Annotated in this window: 19 protein-coding genes; 12 read left to right on the top strand and 7 right to left on the bottom strand. The window is 70.8% G+C overall.

The features are described 5' to 3' along the window. Window positions 1-70 precede the first annotated feature (70 nt). Both KVT45_RS25210 and KVT45_RS25205 read left to right on the top strand, forming a co-directional pair. Window positions 71-742, top strand: a complete 672-nt coding sequence (locus tag KVT45_RS25210; RefSeq protein ID WP_217551137.1) for a formylglycine-generating enzyme family protein — start codon at window positions 71-73, stop codon at window positions 740-742. A gap of 143 nt (window positions 743-885) precedes the next feature. Continuing rightward, window positions 886-1650 (top strand): SDR family NAD(P)-dependent oxidoreductase, encoded by a 765-nt coding sequence (locus KVT45_RS25205; protein WP_217551135.1) that lies wholly within the window; start codon window positions 886-888, stop codon window positions 1648-1650. Here KVT45_RS25205 and KVT45_RS25200 read toward each other — a convergent pair. Genes KVT45_RS25200 through KVT45_RS25190 form a run of 3 tightly spaced genes read right to left on the bottom strand, consistent with a single transcriptional unit; the run spans window position 1637 to window position 3343 of the window. Then, the gene (locus tag KVT45_RS25200; protein ID WP_217551134.1) at window positions 1637-2263 is read right to left on the bottom strand and encodes a TetR/AcrR family transcriptional regulator; all 627 of its coding nucleotides are present in this window, start codon (window positions 2261-2263) and stop codon (window positions 1637-1639) included. The genes KVT45_RS25205 and KVT45_RS25200 overlap by 14 nt on opposite strands. A 44-nt stretch (window positions 2264-2307) precedes the next feature. After that, window positions 2308-2637 (bottom strand): branched-chain amino acid transporter permease, encoded by a 330-nt coding sequence (locus KVT45_RS25195; RefSeq protein ID WP_217551132.1) that lies wholly within the window; start codon window positions 2635-2637, stop codon window positions 2308-2310. After that, window positions 2630-3343 carry an AzlC family ABC transporter permease gene (locus tag KVT45_RS25190; RefSeq protein WP_217551130.1) on the bottom strand — a complete coding sequence of 238 codons (714 nt, stop codon included), beginning with the start codon at window positions 3341-3343 and terminating at the stop codon, window positions 2630-2632. The genes KVT45_RS25195 and KVT45_RS25190 overlap by 8 nt, the downstream gene beginning before the upstream one ends. A 62-nt stretch (window positions 3344-3405) precedes the next feature. Between KVT45_RS25190 and KVT45_RS25185 the strand changes: the two genes are divergently transcribed. Next, window positions 3406-3864 carry an Lrp/AsnC family transcriptional regulator gene (locus tag KVT45_RS25185; RefSeq protein ID WP_254647324.1) on the top strand — a complete coding sequence of 153 codons (459 nt, stop codon included), beginning with the start codon at window positions 3406-3408 and terminating at the stop codon, window positions 3862-3864. Between the two features lie 226 nt (window positions 3865-4090). On the opposite strand, the gene KVT45_RS25180 is transcribed toward KVT45_RS25185, so the two are convergent. After that, entirely contained in the window at window positions 4091-4774 is a 684-nt protein-coding gene (locus KVT45_RS25180; protein ID WP_217551128.1) for a PH domain-containing protein, read from the bottom strand. A gap of 220 nt (window positions 4775-4994) precedes the next feature. Between KVT45_RS25180 and deoC the strand changes: the two genes are divergently transcribed. Genes deoC through KVT45_RS25165 form a run of 3 tightly spaced genes read left to right on the top strand, consistent with a single transcriptional unit; the run spans window position 4995 to window position 8282 of the window. Then, complete coding sequence (gene deoC, locus KVT45_RS25175) at window positions 4995-5945, top strand: deoxyribose-phosphate aldolase (protein ID WP_217551429.1); 951 nt, start codon at window positions 4995-4997, stop codon at window positions 5943-5945. A gap of 20 nt (window positions 5946-5965) precedes the next feature. Next, on the top strand, window positions 5966-7402 hold the full coding sequence (locus tag KVT45_RS25170) for an aldehyde dehydrogenase family protein (RefSeq protein ID WP_217551126.1): 1437 nt from the start codon (window positions 5966-5968) through the stop codon (window positions 7400-7402). Then, window positions 7395-8282 (top strand): aldehyde dehydrogenase family protein, encoded by an 888-nt coding sequence (locus tag KVT45_RS25165; RefSeq protein ID WP_217551124.1) that lies wholly within the window; start codon window positions 7395-7397, stop codon window positions 8280-8282. The genes KVT45_RS25170 and KVT45_RS25165 overlap by 8 nt, the downstream gene beginning before the upstream one ends. Before the next feature lie 101 nt (window positions 8283-8383). On the opposite strand, the gene KVT45_RS25160 is transcribed toward KVT45_RS25165, so the two are convergent. Further along, window positions 8384-8785 carry a hypothetical protein gene (locus tag KVT45_RS25160; protein ID WP_217551122.1) on the bottom strand — a complete coding sequence of 134 codons (402 nt, stop codon included), beginning with the start codon at window positions 8783-8785 and terminating at the stop codon, window positions 8384-8386. A 127-nt stretch (window positions 8786-8912) separates the two neighbouring features. On the opposite strand from KVT45_RS25160, the gene KVT45_RS25155 reads away from it, so the two are divergent. Continuing rightward, window positions 8913-9551: a uridine kinase gene (locus tag KVT45_RS25155; RefSeq protein ID WP_308310858.1), complete on the top strand. Its 639-nt coding sequence runs from the start codon at window positions 8913-8915 to the stop codon at window positions 9549-9551. Between the two features lie 246 nt (window positions 9552-9797). Here the strand turns inward: KVT45_RS25155 and KVT45_RS25150 are convergent, their stop codons facing one another. Next, window positions 9798-10535: a SigE family RNA polymerase sigma factor gene (locus KVT45_RS25150; protein WP_217551120.1), complete on the bottom strand. Its 738-nt coding sequence runs from the start codon at window positions 10533-10535 to the stop codon at window positions 9798-9800. Between the two features lie 248 nt (window positions 10536-10783). Between KVT45_RS25150 and afsQ1 the strand changes: the two genes are divergently transcribed. The 4 genes from afsQ1 (at window position 10784) to KVT45_RS25130 (ending at window position 14542) form a co-directional block, all read left to right on the top strand. Beyond that, on the top strand, window positions 10784-11461 hold the full coding sequence (gene afsQ1, locus KVT45_RS25145) for a two-component system response regulator AfsQ1 (protein WP_174855921.1): 678 nt from the start codon (window positions 10784-10786) through the stop codon (window positions 11459-11461). A 50-nt stretch (window positions 11462-11511) separates the two neighbouring features. Then, the gene (locus KVT45_RS25140; RefSeq protein ID WP_217551118.1) at window positions 11512-13014 is read left to right on the top strand and encodes a HAMP domain-containing sensor histidine kinase; all 1503 of its coding nucleotides are present in this window, start codon (window positions 11512-11514) and stop codon (window positions 13012-13014) included. Continuing rightward, window positions 13014-13646, top strand: coding sequence for a hypothetical protein (locus KVT45_RS25135; protein WP_217551117.1), 633 nt, complete (start codon window positions 13014-13016; stop codon window positions 13644-13646). Before KVT45_RS25140 ends, KVT45_RS25135 begins: the two co-directional genes overlap by 1 nt. Window positions 13647-14089: 443 nt before the next feature. Further along, a complete protein-coding gene (locus KVT45_RS25130; RefSeq protein ID WP_217551115.1) occupies window positions 14090-14542 on the top strand; it encodes a transposase in 453 nt (150 codons plus the stop codon). 258 nt (window positions 14543-14800) lie between these two features. Here KVT45_RS25130 and KVT45_RS25125 read toward each other — a convergent pair whose 3' ends face one another. Continuing rightward, a complete protein-coding gene (locus KVT45_RS25125; RefSeq protein WP_217551113.1) occupies window positions 14801-15736 on the bottom strand; it encodes a MerR family transcriptional regulator in 936 nt (311 codons plus the stop codon). Window positions 15737-15867: 131 nt separating this feature from the next. On the opposite strand from KVT45_RS25125, the gene KVT45_RS25120 reads away from it, so the two are divergent. Continuing rightward, window positions 15868-16239 carry a nuclear transport factor 2 family protein gene (locus KVT45_RS25120; RefSeq protein ID WP_217551111.1) on the top strand — a complete coding sequence of 124 codons (372 nt, stop codon included), beginning with the start codon at window positions 15868-15870 and terminating at the stop codon, window positions 16237-16239. The last annotated feature ends 109 nt before the right edge of the window (window positions 16240-16348 follow it).

Genomic DNA, 16348 nt, shown 5'->3' with positions numbered 1-16348 from the left:
GTGGCGGCTGTCGGCACCACCAACTCGCCGTGAAGTCGAGGTCTCCGCGAGCCCTTAGAATCTCCTGATCATGGACGTGATGACGGGGCACGAGATGATCGCCATCCCGCCGGGGCAGGTGACGCTGTCGGACCGGCGGACACGGCGCAGTTGGCCGGTCGAGCTTTCGCCCTACCAGCTCGCGGCATCCCCGGTCACCCAGGCGTTGTATGCCGAGATCACAGGCCGACGGCCGAGCACCGCCCAGGGGGACCGGCTGCCCGTCGAGTCCGTCTCCTGGTGGGACGCGGCGCGGTTCTGCAACGCCCTGTCCCAGCACGACGGATTCACGCCCGCGTACCACCTCCGCGCCGAAGGCGAAGGCGTCAAGTGGGACGTGTCCGCCGACGGGTACCGCCTGCCCACCGAAGCCGAGTGGGAGCGCGCCTGCCGTGCCGACACGACAGGACCTCGTTACGGGGAACTCGACGACATCGCCTGGTACCGCGGCAACTCGCACGAGCGCATCCACGACGTGGGCGGAAAACGCCCCAACGCATGGGGGCTCTACGACATGCTCGGCAACGTCTGGGACTGGTGCTGGGACGTCTACGACGCCGAGGTCTACGGCACTTACCGGGTGCTCCGTGGCGGTGGTTGGTTCGATGAGCACTGGAGTTGCCGGGCCTCCGCACGGCGCCGCAGCCACCCGACCTTCCAGGTCGACGACGTCGGATTCCGCATCGCGCGTTCCCTTGCGTGAGGGGACTCGATCATCTGAGCCTTCGAGTCCGTGACTGCCGGGCGCTCTGCGCCCCATGCAGATTTCTGGACTTGCCGGTCCATTTCCCCGGGCGCACAGTGGTCCGCACCTGACGGCGAACCGAGTGACACGGAGGGTTGATCATGGCCATGCGGCTGACGGGCAGGACCGCGCTGGTGACCGGCGCGACCAGCAACATCGGGCGGGCGATCGCGGAGGCCTTTGCCGCCGAAGGGGCGCATGTCGTCGTCTCGGGGCGCAGTGGCGCGCGTGGGGCGGAGGTGGTCGAGGGAATCCGTGCTCGCGGCGGCCGTGCCGACTTCGTGCGGGCCGACCTGGACGGCAGCGCCGCCGCCTCGCGGGCGCTGGCCGAGGAGGCGACACGGGTCCTGGGCGGCCGTATCGACGTGCTCGTCAACAACGCGGGCATCTACCCCGCCGACACGACCACCGCCACCGACGAGAAGACCTTCGACCAGGTCTACGCGGTCAACGTCAAGGCCCCGTTCTTCCTGACGGCGGCCGTCGCGCCCGCCATGGCGGAGGCCGGTGGCGGGGCGATCGTCAATCTGGGGTCCTGGATCGCGCGTCTGGGCATCCCCGTCGGCGCGCTCTACAGCTCCACCAAGGGGGCCGTGGAGACGCTGACCCGCGCCTGGGCTGCGGAGTTCGGGCCGCGGGGGGTACGGGTGAACGCGATCTCGCCGGGTGTGGTGCCGGCGGCGGACGCCGAGGACACCGGCGTCGCCGAGGTCATGATGAGGGGGACGCCGGCGGGCCGGACGGGCACGCCGGAGGAGATCGCGAGCGCGGCCGTCTATCTGGCGGCCGAGGAGTCGTCGTTCGTGCACGGCATCGTGCTCGACGTGGACGGCGGCCGTACGACCGCGGCGGTCATCGCCGCGTAGCCGCCCCGGCGGACTCCAGGTCGCGCCGCAGGTCGGCGATCCCCTGGTCGAGGGCGGCCCGCAGATGGGCGGACTGCCCCGTCGACAGGAGGATGGACACCCCGCCCTGGATCGAGGCGAGCAGCGCGGCGGCCCGTGCGTCGACGTCCACAGCGGTCCCGGGACCGCTGTTCGCCCGCACCGCGCGGATGCCCGCCGCCAGGCTCTCCTGCCACTTCCGCATCAGCTCGACCACGATCGCCCGCGCACCGGGCGTCGACCGCCCGACCTGGAGGAACAGCGATCCGAGCGGGCAGGTGTCGCCCTGCGCCTCGTAGCGGGCGATCACCAGGTCCCGCCAGCGCTCCCAGTCCTCCCAGGATTCGAGGCGGCCGAGATACGGCTGCTGGTCCTCCAGCACCTGCTCCGCCTCGAACCGCGCGACGGCGAGCAGCAGTTCGTCCTTGCCGTCCGGGAAGTAGTGGAAGAGCTGGCTCTTGCTGGTGGCGGTCCGCGCCATGACGTCCTCGAGCGTCGCGGAGCCGACCCCCTGTTCCCGCAGCACCTCGGCGGCCCCCTCGACGATCCTGCGCCGGGTGGCCTTCCCCTTCGCCGTCAGCTCCTTGCCCCGCATCGCCCGACCTCCGCCCAGTGGACCGTACAGTCCACTCTATGGGCTCAGCCGGCGAAGACGGTGCTGGCCAGGGCCACGCTGACGACGGTGCCGCCGATGATGCTCAGCAGGGCGTTGCGGCGCCACAGGTGCAGTCCGACGGTGACCGCGAGCGCGGCCAGCGGCGCGGTGACGCGGGACTGGGTCAGCGGCAGGTCGCGCAGGCAGTAGACGAAGAGGATCACCATCACACCGGCGGGCATCCGGGCGCCCAGGTAGCGCACGGTCCTGCTGGCCCGCAGCGTGGCCAGCGCGGTGAAGGGCAGGGCGCGCAGCGCCCAGGTGACGGCGGCCGAGACGGCGACGGCCAGGAGCAGGTAGCGGGTGTCAGGCACGAGCCCCCTCCTTGCGGCTCCGGACCAGCAGCGCGGCGGTGAACAGGGCGAACGCGGCCAGCAGCAGCTGTCCGGGCAGGACCAGCCGCGCGACCAGCGCACTGAGCAGGGCGAGGACCGGGGTGGGCAGGTCGCCCCGGCGCTCCCGGACGGCGTCCAGGGCAAGTACGGCGAACAGGGCGGTCATCGCGAAGTCCAGCCCGGTGACGCCGTCGGGCACCACCGAGCCGAGCAGGGCGCCGACGGTGGCACCGCCGACCCAGTACGACTGCATGAAGAGTTGCAGCCACAGGATGCGGGCGCCGGACCAGGACCGGGCCCGCTCACCGGCGGTCAGGGCGTACGCCTCGTCGGTCAGCGCGAACGTGCTGTACGCCTTGCCGAGCCGGCCCCGCACGCGGTCGAGCGGGAAGGACAGCGCGTAGAACACGTGCCGGACGTTGACCAGGAACGCGGTCAGCGCGACCGTCGCCAGCGGGGTGACCGCGACGGCCAGGCTCACCAGCAGGAACTCGAACGAGCCGGCGTAGATGACGGCGGTGAACAGGCTCGCGCACCACCAGGGCAGGCCGGCGTGGGTGATGAGCACCCCGAAGGCGAGGCCCAGCGGGAGCAGACCGAGCCCCACGGAGGCGGAGTCCTTGAGGGCGGCGAGGGCCTCCGGCCGGGGGGCGGTCGAGGGCGGCGCGACCAAAACCGTATGCATGCTGAAATTTTAGGAGGATTGTCGCCACATATGGTTTCCAATAATTCCCGTAAGCTGATGTCATGGGAAATGAAATGCACCTGGATGCCACCGACCGGGAAATTTTGTTTCACCTGCGCCAGGACGGCCGTCTGACCAACGTCGAGCTGGCCAAGCGGGTCGGCCTCACCCCGCCGCCGTGCCTGCGCCGGCTGAAGCGGCTGGAGGACGCCGGGGTCATCACCGGTTACCGAGCCGTCATCAACCCGAAGGCCGTCGGCCGGGGCCTGGAAGTCATGATCGACATCGAGGTCTCCGCGAACGACCTCAGAACCATCGAGACCCTGGAGGAGACGCTCTCCTCCTACGAGGAGGTCATCGAGTTCCGCCGGATGTACGGGCGCCCCGACTACTTCCTCCGCGTCGCCGTCGCCGACGACGCCGCGTACAACACCTTCCTCACCGGCAAACTCACCGGCCTCCCCGGCATCCTGCGCGTCGAGTCCCACCTGACCCTGAAAAAGATCAAGACCGACGACTGACAGCCGCCCGGACCTCTTCGACACACGGCACCGTCACCCCCCAGGGGCGCTGGGGGTACCCCCGGCCGAAGGCTGGGGGAGGAACTGCGCGAACAACCTCCACCGGGCCGCACCCGGGCGACCACCCGCACCCCCACCGCCCCAGGGGCGCGGGGAACTGCGCGAACGCCCCCACCGAGCCGCACCCGGGCGACCACCGGCACCCCCCTCGACGCCCCCCTACGGCCTACCCCACCGCCAGCAGAATCGCCAGCAACACCGCTCCCGCCACCGCCGGCGCAGCCACCTCGTACGCCCACCGCACCGTGATCTCGCCCTGCGCCGACTCCGCCGGCCCCCTGCTCTCCAGCATCTCCCGCAGGTCGTCCATGACCTTGTCGGTCTCCGCGCGCATCGGCCCGGTCGCGTGCTCGGGCTCGACATGCCCCCCGAACCCCCCGGACGCACCGAACCCGCCGAACCCACCCAGTCCGCGCCCGGCGCCCCCCGCCCCCGGCCGCCCGCGCTGCGCGTCCGCCTGTGCCTTCGCCGTCCGGCGCGCCGCCTTCTTGCGGCTCCGCAGGGACACCGGGATCGCCCAGAGCTGGTACTTCGCACCGGACTTGACGATCACCTCGTTCGAGTAACCGGACCGCAGGGAGGCGATTTCCCCCCACGGCAGCGTGATCACCCGGAACGGGTTCCGTACCCGCAGCCGGTCCTCGCCCGCGAACACCGCGGGGCGCAGGGTGAACGCGACGACCAGCGGCACAATGAGGATGAGCGCGGCGAGGGCCAGCCAGGGGGTACGGCCGCCCCCCCGGAACAGCGCGTCGATGCCGAGCCAGCCGACGATGGCGAGGAGCAGGACGCCGCCGATCAGCGCCTGGGGCGATCGGTAGATGCGGTCCTTGACGAGGGGCGTGGTCATAGCGCCGATTCTGCACCAGACGTTCGCATTGGCGCGGTGGGGGCACCATCGCCGTATGCGAGTGCGGGTCGCATGTGGTTGCTCGCGCAGTTCCTCCCCCAGCCTTCGGCCGGGGGTACCCCCAGCGCCCCTTCAGGACGCGGACCCACCCGCCCCCAAGAAGAAGAGCCCCCTCGGGGTGTACAGCCGCTACGCGCGTAGATATGCTCGGCTGGTGACCATGCCCACCACCGCACCCCACGCACTTGCTGACGTCACCGCGTCCCACAGCACGCTGCGCCGCTTCCTCCACGGGCTGCCCGGCGTCGACGCGGTCGGCCTGGAGGCGCGTGCCGCCTCCCTCGGCACCCGTTCCATCAAGACCACCGCGAAGGCGTACGCCATCGACCTCGCCATCTCGATGGTCGACCTGACGACGCTGGAAGGCGCGGACACCCCGGGCAAGGTCCGGGCGCTCGGCGCCAAGGCGGTCCACCCGGACCCGACGGACCGTACGACGCCCGCCACGGCCGCCGTCTGCGTCTACCCCGACATGGTGGCCGTCGCCAAGGAGGCCGTCGCCGGCTCGTCCGTCAAGGTCGCGTCCGTCGCCACCGCCTTCCCGGCCGGCCGCGCGGCGCTCGACGTCAAGCTCGCCGACGTACGCGACGCCGTGAGCGCCGGCGCCGACGAGATCGACATGGTCATCGACCGCGGAGCGTTCCTCGCCGGCAACTACATGAAGGTGTACGACGAGATCACCGCCGTGAAGGAGGCCTCGGGCGCCGCCCGCCTTAAGGTCATCTTCGAGACCGGCGAGCTGTCGACGTACGACAACATCCGGCGGGCGTCCTGGCTGGGCATGCTCGCGGGCGCCGACTTCATCAAGACGTCGACCGGCAAGGTCGCCGTCAACGCCACCCCGGCGAACACCCTCCTCATGCTGGAGGCCGTGCGCGACTTCCGGGCGCAGACCGGCGTCCAGGTCGGCGTCAAGCCCGCCGGCGGCATCCGGACCAGCAAGGACGCGATCAAGTTCCTCGTCCTGGTGAACGAGACCGCGGGCGCGGACTGGCTGGACAACCACTGGTTCCGCTTCGGCGCCTCCTCGCTCCTGAACGACCTGCTGATGCAGCGTCAGAAGCTGGCCACCGGCCGCTACTCCGGCCCCGACTACGTGACGGTGGACTGATCACCATGGCCAAGGAAAAGATGACCACCGCATTCGAGTACGCACCGGCGCCCGAGTCCCGCTCCGTCGTCGACATCGCGCCCTCCTACGGCCTCTTCATCGACGGCGAGTTCACGGAGGCCGCCGACGGCAAGGTCTTCAAGACGGTCAGCCCGAGCACCGAGGAGGTGCTGTCCGAGGTCGCCCGGGCCGGCGCCGAGGACGTCGAGCGTGCTGTGAAGGCCGCCCGCAAGGCCTTCGAGAAGTGGTCCGCGCTGCCGGGCTCCGAGCGCGCCAAGTACCTCTTCCGGATCGCCCGGATCATCCAGGAGCGCAGCCGTGAGCTGGCCGTCCTGGAGACCCTGGACAACGGCAAGCCGATCAGGGAGACCCGCGACGCCGACCTGCCCCTGGTCGCCGCGCACTTCTTCTACTACGCGGGCTGGGCCGACAAGCTCGACCACGCCGGCTTCGGCGCGGACCCGCGGCCGCTCGGTGTGGCCGGCCAGGTCATCCCCTGGAACTTCCCGCTCCTGATGCTGGCCTGGAAGATCGCCCCGGCACTCGCCACCGGCAACACGGTGGTCCTCAAGCCCGCCGAGACGACCCCCCTCTCCGCGCTCTTCTTCGCGGACATCTGCCGCCAGGCGGGCCTGCCCAAGGGCGTCGTCAACATCCTCCCCGGCTACGGCGACGCGGGCGCCGCGCTCGTCGCCCACCCCGACGTCAACAAGGTCGCCTTCACCGGCTCCACCGCCGTCGGCAAGGAGATCGCGCGGACCGTCGCGGGCACCCGCAAGAAGCTCACCCTCGAACTGGGCGGCAAGGGCGCCAACATCGTCTTCGACGACGCCCCGATCGACCAGGCGGTGGAGGGGATCGTCACCGGGATCTTCTTCAACCAGGGCCAGGTCTGCTGCGCCGGCAGCCGTCTGCTCGTCCAGGAGTCGATCCACGACGAGCTCCTGGACTCCCTGAAGCGCCGCCTGTCGACGCTCCGCCTCGGCGACCCGCTGGACAAGAACACCGACATCGGTGCGATCAACTCCGCCGAGCAGCTCGCCCGCATCACCACCCTCGCCGACCAGGGCGAGGCCGAGGGCGCCGAGCGCTGGTCCCCCGCCTGCGAGATCCCGTCCGCCGGCTACTGGTTCGCCCCGACGCTCTTCACGAACGTCACCCAGGCGCACACCATCGCCCGCGACGAGATCTTCGGCCCTGTGCTGTCGGTCCTGACCTTCCGCACGCCCGACGAGGCGGTCGCCAAGGCCAACAACACCCAGTACGGCCTCTCGGCGGGCATCTGGACCGAGAAGGGGTCGAGAATCCTGGCGGTCGCGAACAAGCTGCGCGCCGGCGTCGTCTGGTCCAACACGTTCAACAAGTTCGACCCGACCTCGCCGTTCGGCGGGTACAAGGAGTCGGGCTTCGGCCGCGAGGGCGGTCGCCACGGCCTGGAGGCATACCTCGATGTCTGATCGCCTGTCTGTCTTCAAGACCTACAAGCTGTACGTCGGCGGGAAGTTCCCGCGTTCCGAGAGCGGCCGGGTGTACGAGGTGACCGACTCCAAGGGCAACTGGCTGGCCAACGCACCGCAGTCCAGCCGCAAGGACGCCCGGGACGCGGTCGTCGCCGCGCGCAAGGCGTTCGGCGGCTGGTCCGGGGCCACGGCCTACAACCGCGGCCAGGTCCTCTACCGCGTCGCGGAGATGCTGGAGGGCCGCCGGGACCAGTTCGTGCGCGAGGTCGCCGACGCCGAGGGCCTCGGCAAGTCCAAGGCCGCCGCCGTCGTGGACGCGACCGTCGACCGCTGGGTCTGGTACGCGGGCTGGACCGACAAGATCGCCCAGGTGGTCGGCGGCGGCAACCCGGTCGCGGGCCCCTTCTTCAACCTCTCCTCCCCCGAGCCGACGGGCGTCGTCGCCGTCCTGGCCCCGCAGGAGTCGTCGTTCCTGGGCCTGGTGTCGGTGGTCGCGCCCGTGATCGCCACCGGCAACACGGCCGTCGTCGTCGCGAGCGAGAAGGCGCCGCTCCCGGCCCTCTCCCTCGCCGAGGTGCTCGCCACCTCCGACGTCCCCGGCGGAGTTGTCAACGTCCTCTCCGGCCGTACCGCGGAGATCGCGGCGCCGCTGGCCGCGCACCAGGATGTCAACGCGATCGACCTCGCGGGCGCCGACGAGGTGCTGGCGAAGGAGCTGGAGATCGCGGCAGCCGACAATCTGAAGCGCGTTCTCCGTCCACAGCCTGTGGACGACTGGACGGCGACACCGGGCCTCGACCGCCTGACGGCCTTCCTGGAGACGAAGACGGTCTGGCACCCGACGGGTGCGCTGGGCGCGTCGGGGTCTTCGTACTGATTCACTCCCTCCGGGTGGGGAACTGCGGGCCGTTCGTGGCTGGTCGCGCCCACGCGGCGCCAGCCGCATATCGATCACGGCCCGCGCCCCTTACGGGGCGCTCAGTGCACCGAGCCCAGAAGCTGCCCCACCACCGGAAGCGACCCGATCGACGGCGCCTGCGCCAGCGGCCCCGTCAGCATCTTCGACGTCAGCGGCTTGAAGTCGGCCAGCTGCGTCCCCACCCCGTTGTCCAGCGGGTCGACACCCGTGCCCGCGAGCGGGTTGGGCTTCAGGCCCGTCAGCGGGCCCGTGACGTACGGCAGTACGCCGCCCAGCGCCCGCATGCCCGCCTGCGGGTCGATCTGGCCGAGCGAGGTGGGCCGGGTCCGCACCACGTCCACCACGGGCTGGGTTTCCGCGGCGGCCGTCGCGGCGCCCGCGCCGAGCGCCACACCTGCCGTGGCGAGGGCGGCCAGGGCGCGCCGGGCGGTCGGGGTCGGGGAGGACGCGTGTCGGGACATCGCCGGTGCCACCTTCTGGTGCGCAGGGTAATCGTATCGGCACACAGGGTAGTTGAGGTGTGACTCACGCGCCAAAGCCGACCCGCGGGGTCGGCAGGAGGCTCCCCATACGTCAAACTGGTGTTCCGTGAGCATTCATCCCCCGTCCCCCGCCCGCGTCGTGCTGCTGTGCGGCCCCTCGGGCTCGGGCAAGTCACTCGTCGCAGCCCGTTCCGGGCTCCCCGTCCTACGCCTCGACGACTTCTACAAGGAGGGCGACGACCCGACTCTGCCGTTGGTGGCGGGGAGTTCGGACATCGACTGGGACCATCCGGAGTCCTGGGACGCGAAGGTCGCGGTCGAGGCCATCGGGCGGCTGTGCGCGACGGGGGCGGCACCCGTACCGGTATATGACATAGCACTGAGCGCCCGCACCGGCGCCGAGACGCTGGACATCGGCCGCACCCCCCTGTTCATCGCCGAGGGCATCTTCGCCGCCGAGATCGTGGACCGCTGCCGCGAGCTGGGGCTCCTGGCCGATGCGCTCTGCCTGAGCCGGGGTCCGGTGAAGACGTTCCGCCGCCGTTTCCTGCGCGATCTCAAGGAGGGCCGCAAGTCGGTGCCGTTCCTGCTGCGGCGCGGCTGGCGGCTGATGCGGGCGGAGCGCACGATCGTGGCCCGCCAGGTGTCGCTGGGTGCGTACCCGTGCGACCGGGACGAGGCGCTGGGCCGGATGGCGGCGGCCGCGGTGGGCCGGCAGTCCCACGACCGGACACCGGCCGCCTGACCGCTTGTCCGCCGCGGCGGACAAAAAAAGCGGGACTGGATGGACCCCCCGGCCCTCCAGTCCCGCTTCCCCCGTCGCTCCGCCGAACACCCCCGTGTCCCCCGTGGCGGAGCTCCCCCGTGCTTCCCCCCAGGTCCCCCCGGACCCGCTTTCCCCCGTGTTTCCCGTGGGTCCCCCCGGACCCTCCCCCAGGTCCCCCGTTTCCCCCGGTTTCCCCCGTCAGGATCCCCCCGGATCCCCTTACCCTCAGGCGACAAGCTCCCCGAAGGCGCTCTCCTCGTCACGGCCGAAGCTGAGGACCTCGTCCTCGCGCAGCCGACGGAGCGACCGCCAGATGCTGGACTTCACCGTGCCGACACTGATGTCGAGGATCTCCGCGATCTCCGGGTCCGTGCGGCCCTCGTAGTAGCGCAGGACCAGCATGGTGCGCTGGAGTTCGGGAAGCCGGGCCAGCGCCTGCCACAGGACCGCGCGCAGCTCCGTGCCGCTCATCGCGTCCGTGTCGCCGGGCGTCTCCGGCAGTTCCTCGGTCGGGTACTCGTTGAGCTTGCGGCGCCGCCAGGCGCTGATGTGCAGGTTGGTCATCGTCCGGCGCAGGTAACCGCCCACGGCCGCCTTGTCGCTGATGCGGTCCCATGCCTTGTACGTCGAGAACAGCGCGCTCTGCAGCAGGTCCTCGGCCTCGTAGCGGTCACCGGTCAGGTGGTAGGCGGTCGCGTACAGGGAGGCGCGGCGCTCCTGGACGTAGGCGGTGAACTCCGCCTCGGTCAGCGAGCGGCGCTCCCCCGTGTCCTCCCCGTACGCGGATCCCCCGTGTGCTTCCCCCGTGAAGCTGTCAACCACCGTCATGTAGCCGGTGTGCTGACGTCCGGTGCCGCGAGCGCACCCCCGCCCGCTCACGGCACCGGACTTCTCGGAACCCCGGTTCACGTCGTGCAGACGCGTGATCACTGCGCTGGTGCTGTGGCTGATCAGCGTGTTCATCTCGCGCCCCCCGTCGTGGACTTCCGGTAGTTCGGTCTGCCCAGGCCGTCCGCTCGCGCGGTTGCCTGTGCCGAGAACTCTGCCGGGCCACCTTCACGGCCGTATCCGCCGTCTGTCACAGACCTGTCACAGGGGTCCGACACAGAGCGTCCACAGAAGATGCACAGGCTGTGGCGCTACAGAGGTTTGCGGGGAGCTGCGGGCCGCACAGGTCGTACGACGGGCCCTGCATGGGCCAGAATGAGCCCGTGCCTTCCCTGTTGCTGATCGAGGACGACGACGCCATCCGTACGGCCCTGGAGCTCTCACTGACGCGCCAGGGACACCGGGTGGCCACCGCTGCGACCGGTGAGGACGGTCTGAAGCTGTTGCGTGAGCAGCGGCCCGATCTGATCGTCCTCGATGTCATGCTGCCCGGCATCGACGGGTTCGAGGTGTGCCGGCGGATCCGGCGCACGGACCAGTTGCCGATCATTCTGCTGACCGCGCGCAGTGACGACATCGACGTGGTGGTCGGGCTGGAGTCCGGGGCCGACGACTATGTCGTCAAACCCGTCCAGGGCCGGGTGCTCGACGCCCGGATCCGGGCCGTGCTGCGCCGCGGGGAGCGGGAGTCCAGCGACTCGGCGACCTACGGCAACGTCGTCATCGACCGGTCCGCGATGACCGTGACGAAGAACGGCGAGGACCTCCAGCTGACGCCGACCGAGCTGCGGCTGCTGCTCGAGCTGAGCCGGCGGCCGGGGCAGGCGCTGTCCCGGCAGCAGTTGCTGCGGCTGGTCTGGGAGCACGACTACCTCGGTGACTCGCGGCTCGTGGACGCGTGTGTGCAGCGGCTGCGCGCCAAGGTGGAGGACGTGCCCTCGTCCCCGACCCTGATCCGTACCGTGCGCGGTGTCGGCTACCGCCTGGACGCCCCTCAGTGACGGACCGGCAAGGGGGTTTCCGCGGCTGGGCCGCGGATCGCAAGGGAGCCATGTCCCGGCTGCGCTTCACCAGTCTGCGGCTGCGGCTCGTCGTCGTCTTCGGGCTCGTCGCGCTGACCGCCGCCGTGTCCGCGTCCGGCATCGCGTACTGGCTCAACCGCGAGGCCGTGCTCACCCGTACCCAGGACGCGGTGCTGCGCGACTTCCAGCAGGAGATGCAGAACCGGGCCGGCGCACTGCCCGTGCATCCGACACAGGACGAACTCCAGCGCACGGCAGGGCAGATGGCCAACAGCAGCCAGCGGTTCAGCGTGCTGCTGGTCGGCGACGACACCAACGGCAAGACGGTGTACGGCAGTTCGGACGGACTCAGTGCGTTCGCGCTCGACGACGTGCCGACGTCGCTGCGGAAGGCCGTCGACAAGCAGCAGAAGGAGACGGACGGCAACAAGGCGGCGTACCACCTGTACTGGCAGCGGGTCGTCGACCACGGCACGCCGTATCTCGTCGCAGGGACGCGGCTGATCGGGGGCGGGCCGACCGGCTACATGATGAAGTCCCTGGAGCCGGAGGCGAAGGACCTCAACTCGCTGGCGTGGTCGCTGGGGATCGCGACCGGGCTGGCGCTGATCGGCTCGGCGCTGCTGGCGCAGGCCGCCGCCACGACCGTGCTGAAGCCGGTGCACCGGCTGGGAGTGGCCGCGCGGCGGCTCGGCGAGGGCAAGCTGGACACCCGGCTGCGGGTGTCGGGGACGGACGAACTCGCGGATCTGTCCCGGACGTTCAACGACGCGGCCGAGGCGCTGGAGAAACGGGTCGACGACATGGCCGCGCGGGACGACGCGTCGCGGCGGTTCGTCGCGGACATGAGCCATGAACTGCGTACTCCGCTCACCGCGATCACCGCCGTGACGGAGATCCTGGAGGAGGAGCTGGAGGCGGAGTCCGGGTCGATGGACCCGATGATCGAGCCCGCCGTCCGCCTGGTCGTCAGCGAGACGCGCCGCCTCAACGACCTCGTCGAGAACCTGATGGAGGTCACCCGCTTCGACGCCGGCACGGCCCGGCTGGTCCTCGACGACGTCGACATCGTCGACCAGATCACCGCCTGCATCGACGCCCGCGCGTGGCTGGACGCGGTGGATCTGGACGCCGAGCGCGGCATCCACGCCCGCCTCGACCCGCGCCGCCTCGACGTCATCCTCGCCAACCTGATCGGCAACGCGCTCAAGCACGGCGGTTCGCCGGTGCGGGTGTCGGTGCGGATCGACGGAGAGGTTCTGGTCATCGCCGTACGGGACCACGGTCCGGGGATCCCGGAGGACGTGCTCCCGCATGTCTTCGACCGGTTCTACAAGGCCAGCGCCTCCCGGCCGCGCTCCGAGGGCAGCGGCCTGGGCCTGTCCATCGCGACGGAGAACGCCCGCATCCACGGCGGCTCGATCACCGCCGCGAACTCCCCGGAGGGCGGCGCGGTGTTCACGCTCCGGCTTCCCCGGGACGCCTCGCAGCTGGCGGAGGAGAGCAACGAGTCCGGGGAGAAGGGCGCCTGATGCAGGTACGAGGACTCCGGGCGGTACGACGGCGGGGCGGGCCGGTGCTGGCCGTCGCCGGGCTCGCGCTCGCGCTCTCCGGGTGCGGGATCCGGGCCACCGAGGTGCCGACCGACTTCGGCGGGGCGCCCTCGCGGGTGCCGTGCTCGATGACGCAGCCGGATCTGTCGGCGCAGGACGAGCACGGGGTGCCGGTGCAGGTGTTCCTGCTGTGCGGTTCCTCGCTGGTGACCGTCGACCGGGAGGTGCGCGTCCCCGACGGTTCGGCGGACGCCAAGCGGCGGGTGATAGTCGCCCAGGGGCTGCTCGACCAGCTCGCCGAGACGCCGTCGGCCGCCGAGAAGGAGGCCGGCTACACGACGTACGTGCGGGGCGGGATGAGCGTCTGGGGGCCTCGGGCCGGGGATCCCGACGACACGCTGCGGCTGAGTACGTCGCCGCCGCAGCTGACGTCGTACGCGCTCGCCCAGATCGTGTGCACGCTGTCCGACTCGGCGGCCGCGGAGGGGGACGGGTCGGTGATCCTGGGCGGGCCGGGGAGGGAGGCGTTGCGGCGGTACGAGTGCACAGACGCCGTGCGTAACTCTCCGAGTGGCAGCCGACCCCCGTCCACTGAGGTGGCTTCTGGGTGAGGGGCGTTTGGGGCGCCTAAGGGGGTGCCGCCCGAGGGTGTGGGCGAGTGCGGGTTGTGAGGGGTTGCTCGCGCAGTTCCCCGCGCCCCTTTGTGGCGCGTCTCCTGGGGCGCCTCGTCAGGGGCATAGGCGCAGGGCCTTCTGCACAGCTCGTGGGTGTCGAAGTCCATAGCAAACAGGAGGCCCTGTGGTGCGGTGTTCCCTGTTGATGCCGCCCGGGTCCAAAGATGATCGACGCTGTGCGATATCTGGTCGCGAGAGGCATCACCTGGCGGGCGATGCCTGCGGACTTTCCGGCCTGGACCGGGTCTACGCCTTCCACCGGCGCTGGCGCCTGAAGGGCTTGCTGGCAGAACTGCACGATCGGCTGCGCGGCCTGGTCCGCGAGGCCGAGGGCCGCGACCGGGAGCCAACCGCGGCGGTCATCGACGCGCAGTCACTGCGTGCCGCGCGCCACGTCCGGGTGGGACAACGGGAAGAAGGTCGGCGGTCGCAAGCGGCACGTCGTCGTGGACTGCCTTGGGCTGCTCCTGGTCGTGACGGTGACCGCCGCGAACGTACAGGACCGGGACGCGGCCGGGCCGTTGCTGGAGCGTCTGAGGGACCGCTTCCACAAGATCGTGCCGGTGTGGGCCGACGACGGCTATGCGGGGCGGCTGGTGACCTGGGCTGCAGAGAAGCTGCGGCTCACCTTGGAGATAGTCAGGCGAAGTGATGACGCCTCGGGGTTCGTGGTGCTGCCCAGGCGCTGGGTGGTCGAGAGGACGTTGAGCCGGCTGATGCGATCGCGGCGGCTGGTGCGCGACTACGAGGCCCTGCCTGAGGTTCATGAGGCCATGGTGCTGTGGTCGATGACCATGCTCATGAGTCGGCGGCAGGCCCGACAGCGAACGTGAACCTTCCCGGGACCGGCTCGGCCGGCCAGCCCCGGTCCGTCAGCCGCTTGGCCCGCGAGCGCACCCGGCCCTCGATGATCGCCGAGGTCGGCTCCAGCCCGAGGCCGGCCGCGAACTCCTGGCACGATACCGACTCACCGCCTGGCGAAGACCTCCCGGCCAGCAGAGCGAGGATGCGCTGGTAGCCGACCGCGAGTGCACCCTGCCGCGAGCCCGGGACGCCACACCGGCACGATCACGCTGTGCTCCCTGGCTTCGTCAGTTGGATGGCTTCGCCCATTGAGGGCCGGTTCTCCTGGCTCGGTTCGTGAGGAGCGGCGTCGTCCGTTGCTGGCCGCCGTCGCCCTTGGGCTCGGCGGGCTGGTGGGGGGACGGTCCGGTGTGGAAGATCGGCCAGCAGATTTCGGTGCGCCATGTGGCCGGGTCCGGGCTCTCGCGGCGTGCGACGGGGTAGTACTCGCGGATCGGGCCGTCCACGGCCAGTGCGTGTTCGGCGACGTAGGCGCCGAGGGTTCCGTAGGCCAGGTCGATGTTCGTGTGCGGGCCGCGGTGGATGATCGTCGCCAGCTCGGCAGGCGGTACCACCAGCGCGTCGACCCGGCCCATCGGGCGTACGGGTTCGGTGCAGGGCACGAAGACCGTTGCCGGTCCGTGTTCGTGGGTGAACAGGTCGGTGCTGAAGATCCCCCCGGCGGGTGAGCCGGCGGCCAGACCCTGGGCGTCGAGCGTCGCATAGATCTCACCGAGCGCACCCTGGTACCAGGTCAGCGCCTCGGCGACGTCCACGGTCTCGGTGATCGCGGCCGCCGGCGTGGCGGGAACGCTGCGGCGCCCGATCTCGGCCCGGGTGCCGCCCGGCGGGCGGGTGAGCAGGTCGCGCAGCGAGACGACCGCGCTCTGGGTGCGCGCCAGCTCCTGCTCCATCTGGTGCAGGTGCGCGGCGAGCAGGGCGTTGCGGGTGTCGAGGTCGGGGGCGGCCAGTACCTTGGCGATCTGCTCGACGGGCATGTCCAGGGCGCGGAAGCGGCGGATGATCTGCGCGGTGGGGATCTGTGCAGTGGTGTAGTACCGGTGGCCGGTGTGCCGGTCGACCTCGTCCGGTTCCAGCAGGCCCACCCGGTGGTAGTAGCGCAGCGTCTTCACGCTCAGGTGGGTGGCCCTCGCGAAGTCCCCGATCGGCAGTGTCGCGTCCATGCCTGCCACTGTGCCATCTCCCCTTAGGGGAGATGCGCGGGCGCTCGCGGGTCTTGTACCTCTCGTCGGGGCAGGTCCGAGGCTGTGTGCAGGCGGTCAGCCGGGCCGCCGGCCTGAAGGGAGCCTTGATCATGACCACGCCCACGACTGCGGTTGTGCCGTCCGTCGTCGCCGAGTACCTGGCGGCGGTCAACGCCTTCGACCTGGACCGGATGGTGGCCACCTTCGCCGAGGACGCCTACGTGAATGACGCGCGCCGCGAGATCCGGGGCATTGGTGCCATCCGGGCCTGGGCGGAGAAGGAGATGATCGGCGACCGCGTCACGATGGAGCCGGTCGAGGTCGTCGAGCACTACGGGCAGATCATCGTGCGCTCGCGTTATGACGGCACCTACGACAAGACCAGCCTTCCGGTGGAACTGGTGATGTCGGACTACTTCAGCGTGCGCGACGGCAAGATCGTCAGCCTCGCCGTGATCCGCAACCAGCCCTGCCCGTACTGAGGGGTGCCGCGCCGTCCGGCCCGCCCGAGGCCCGCGGCGCACGCAGAGCGTCCCGCCGGGCTGCGTGCACCGCCACCTCGTTGCGCCCGCATCCGTCCACCTCTGGAAA

The sequence above is a fragment of the Streptomyces sp. GbtcB6 genome (assembly GCF_019091475.1).
Classification (GTDB): domain Bacteria; phylum Actinomycetota; class Actinomycetes; order Streptomycetales; family Streptomycetaceae; genus Streptomyces; species Streptomyces hyaluromycini.
Note: the sequence above shows the minus strand (reverse complement) of the source record. Positions and strands in the feature narration are given on the sequence as shown.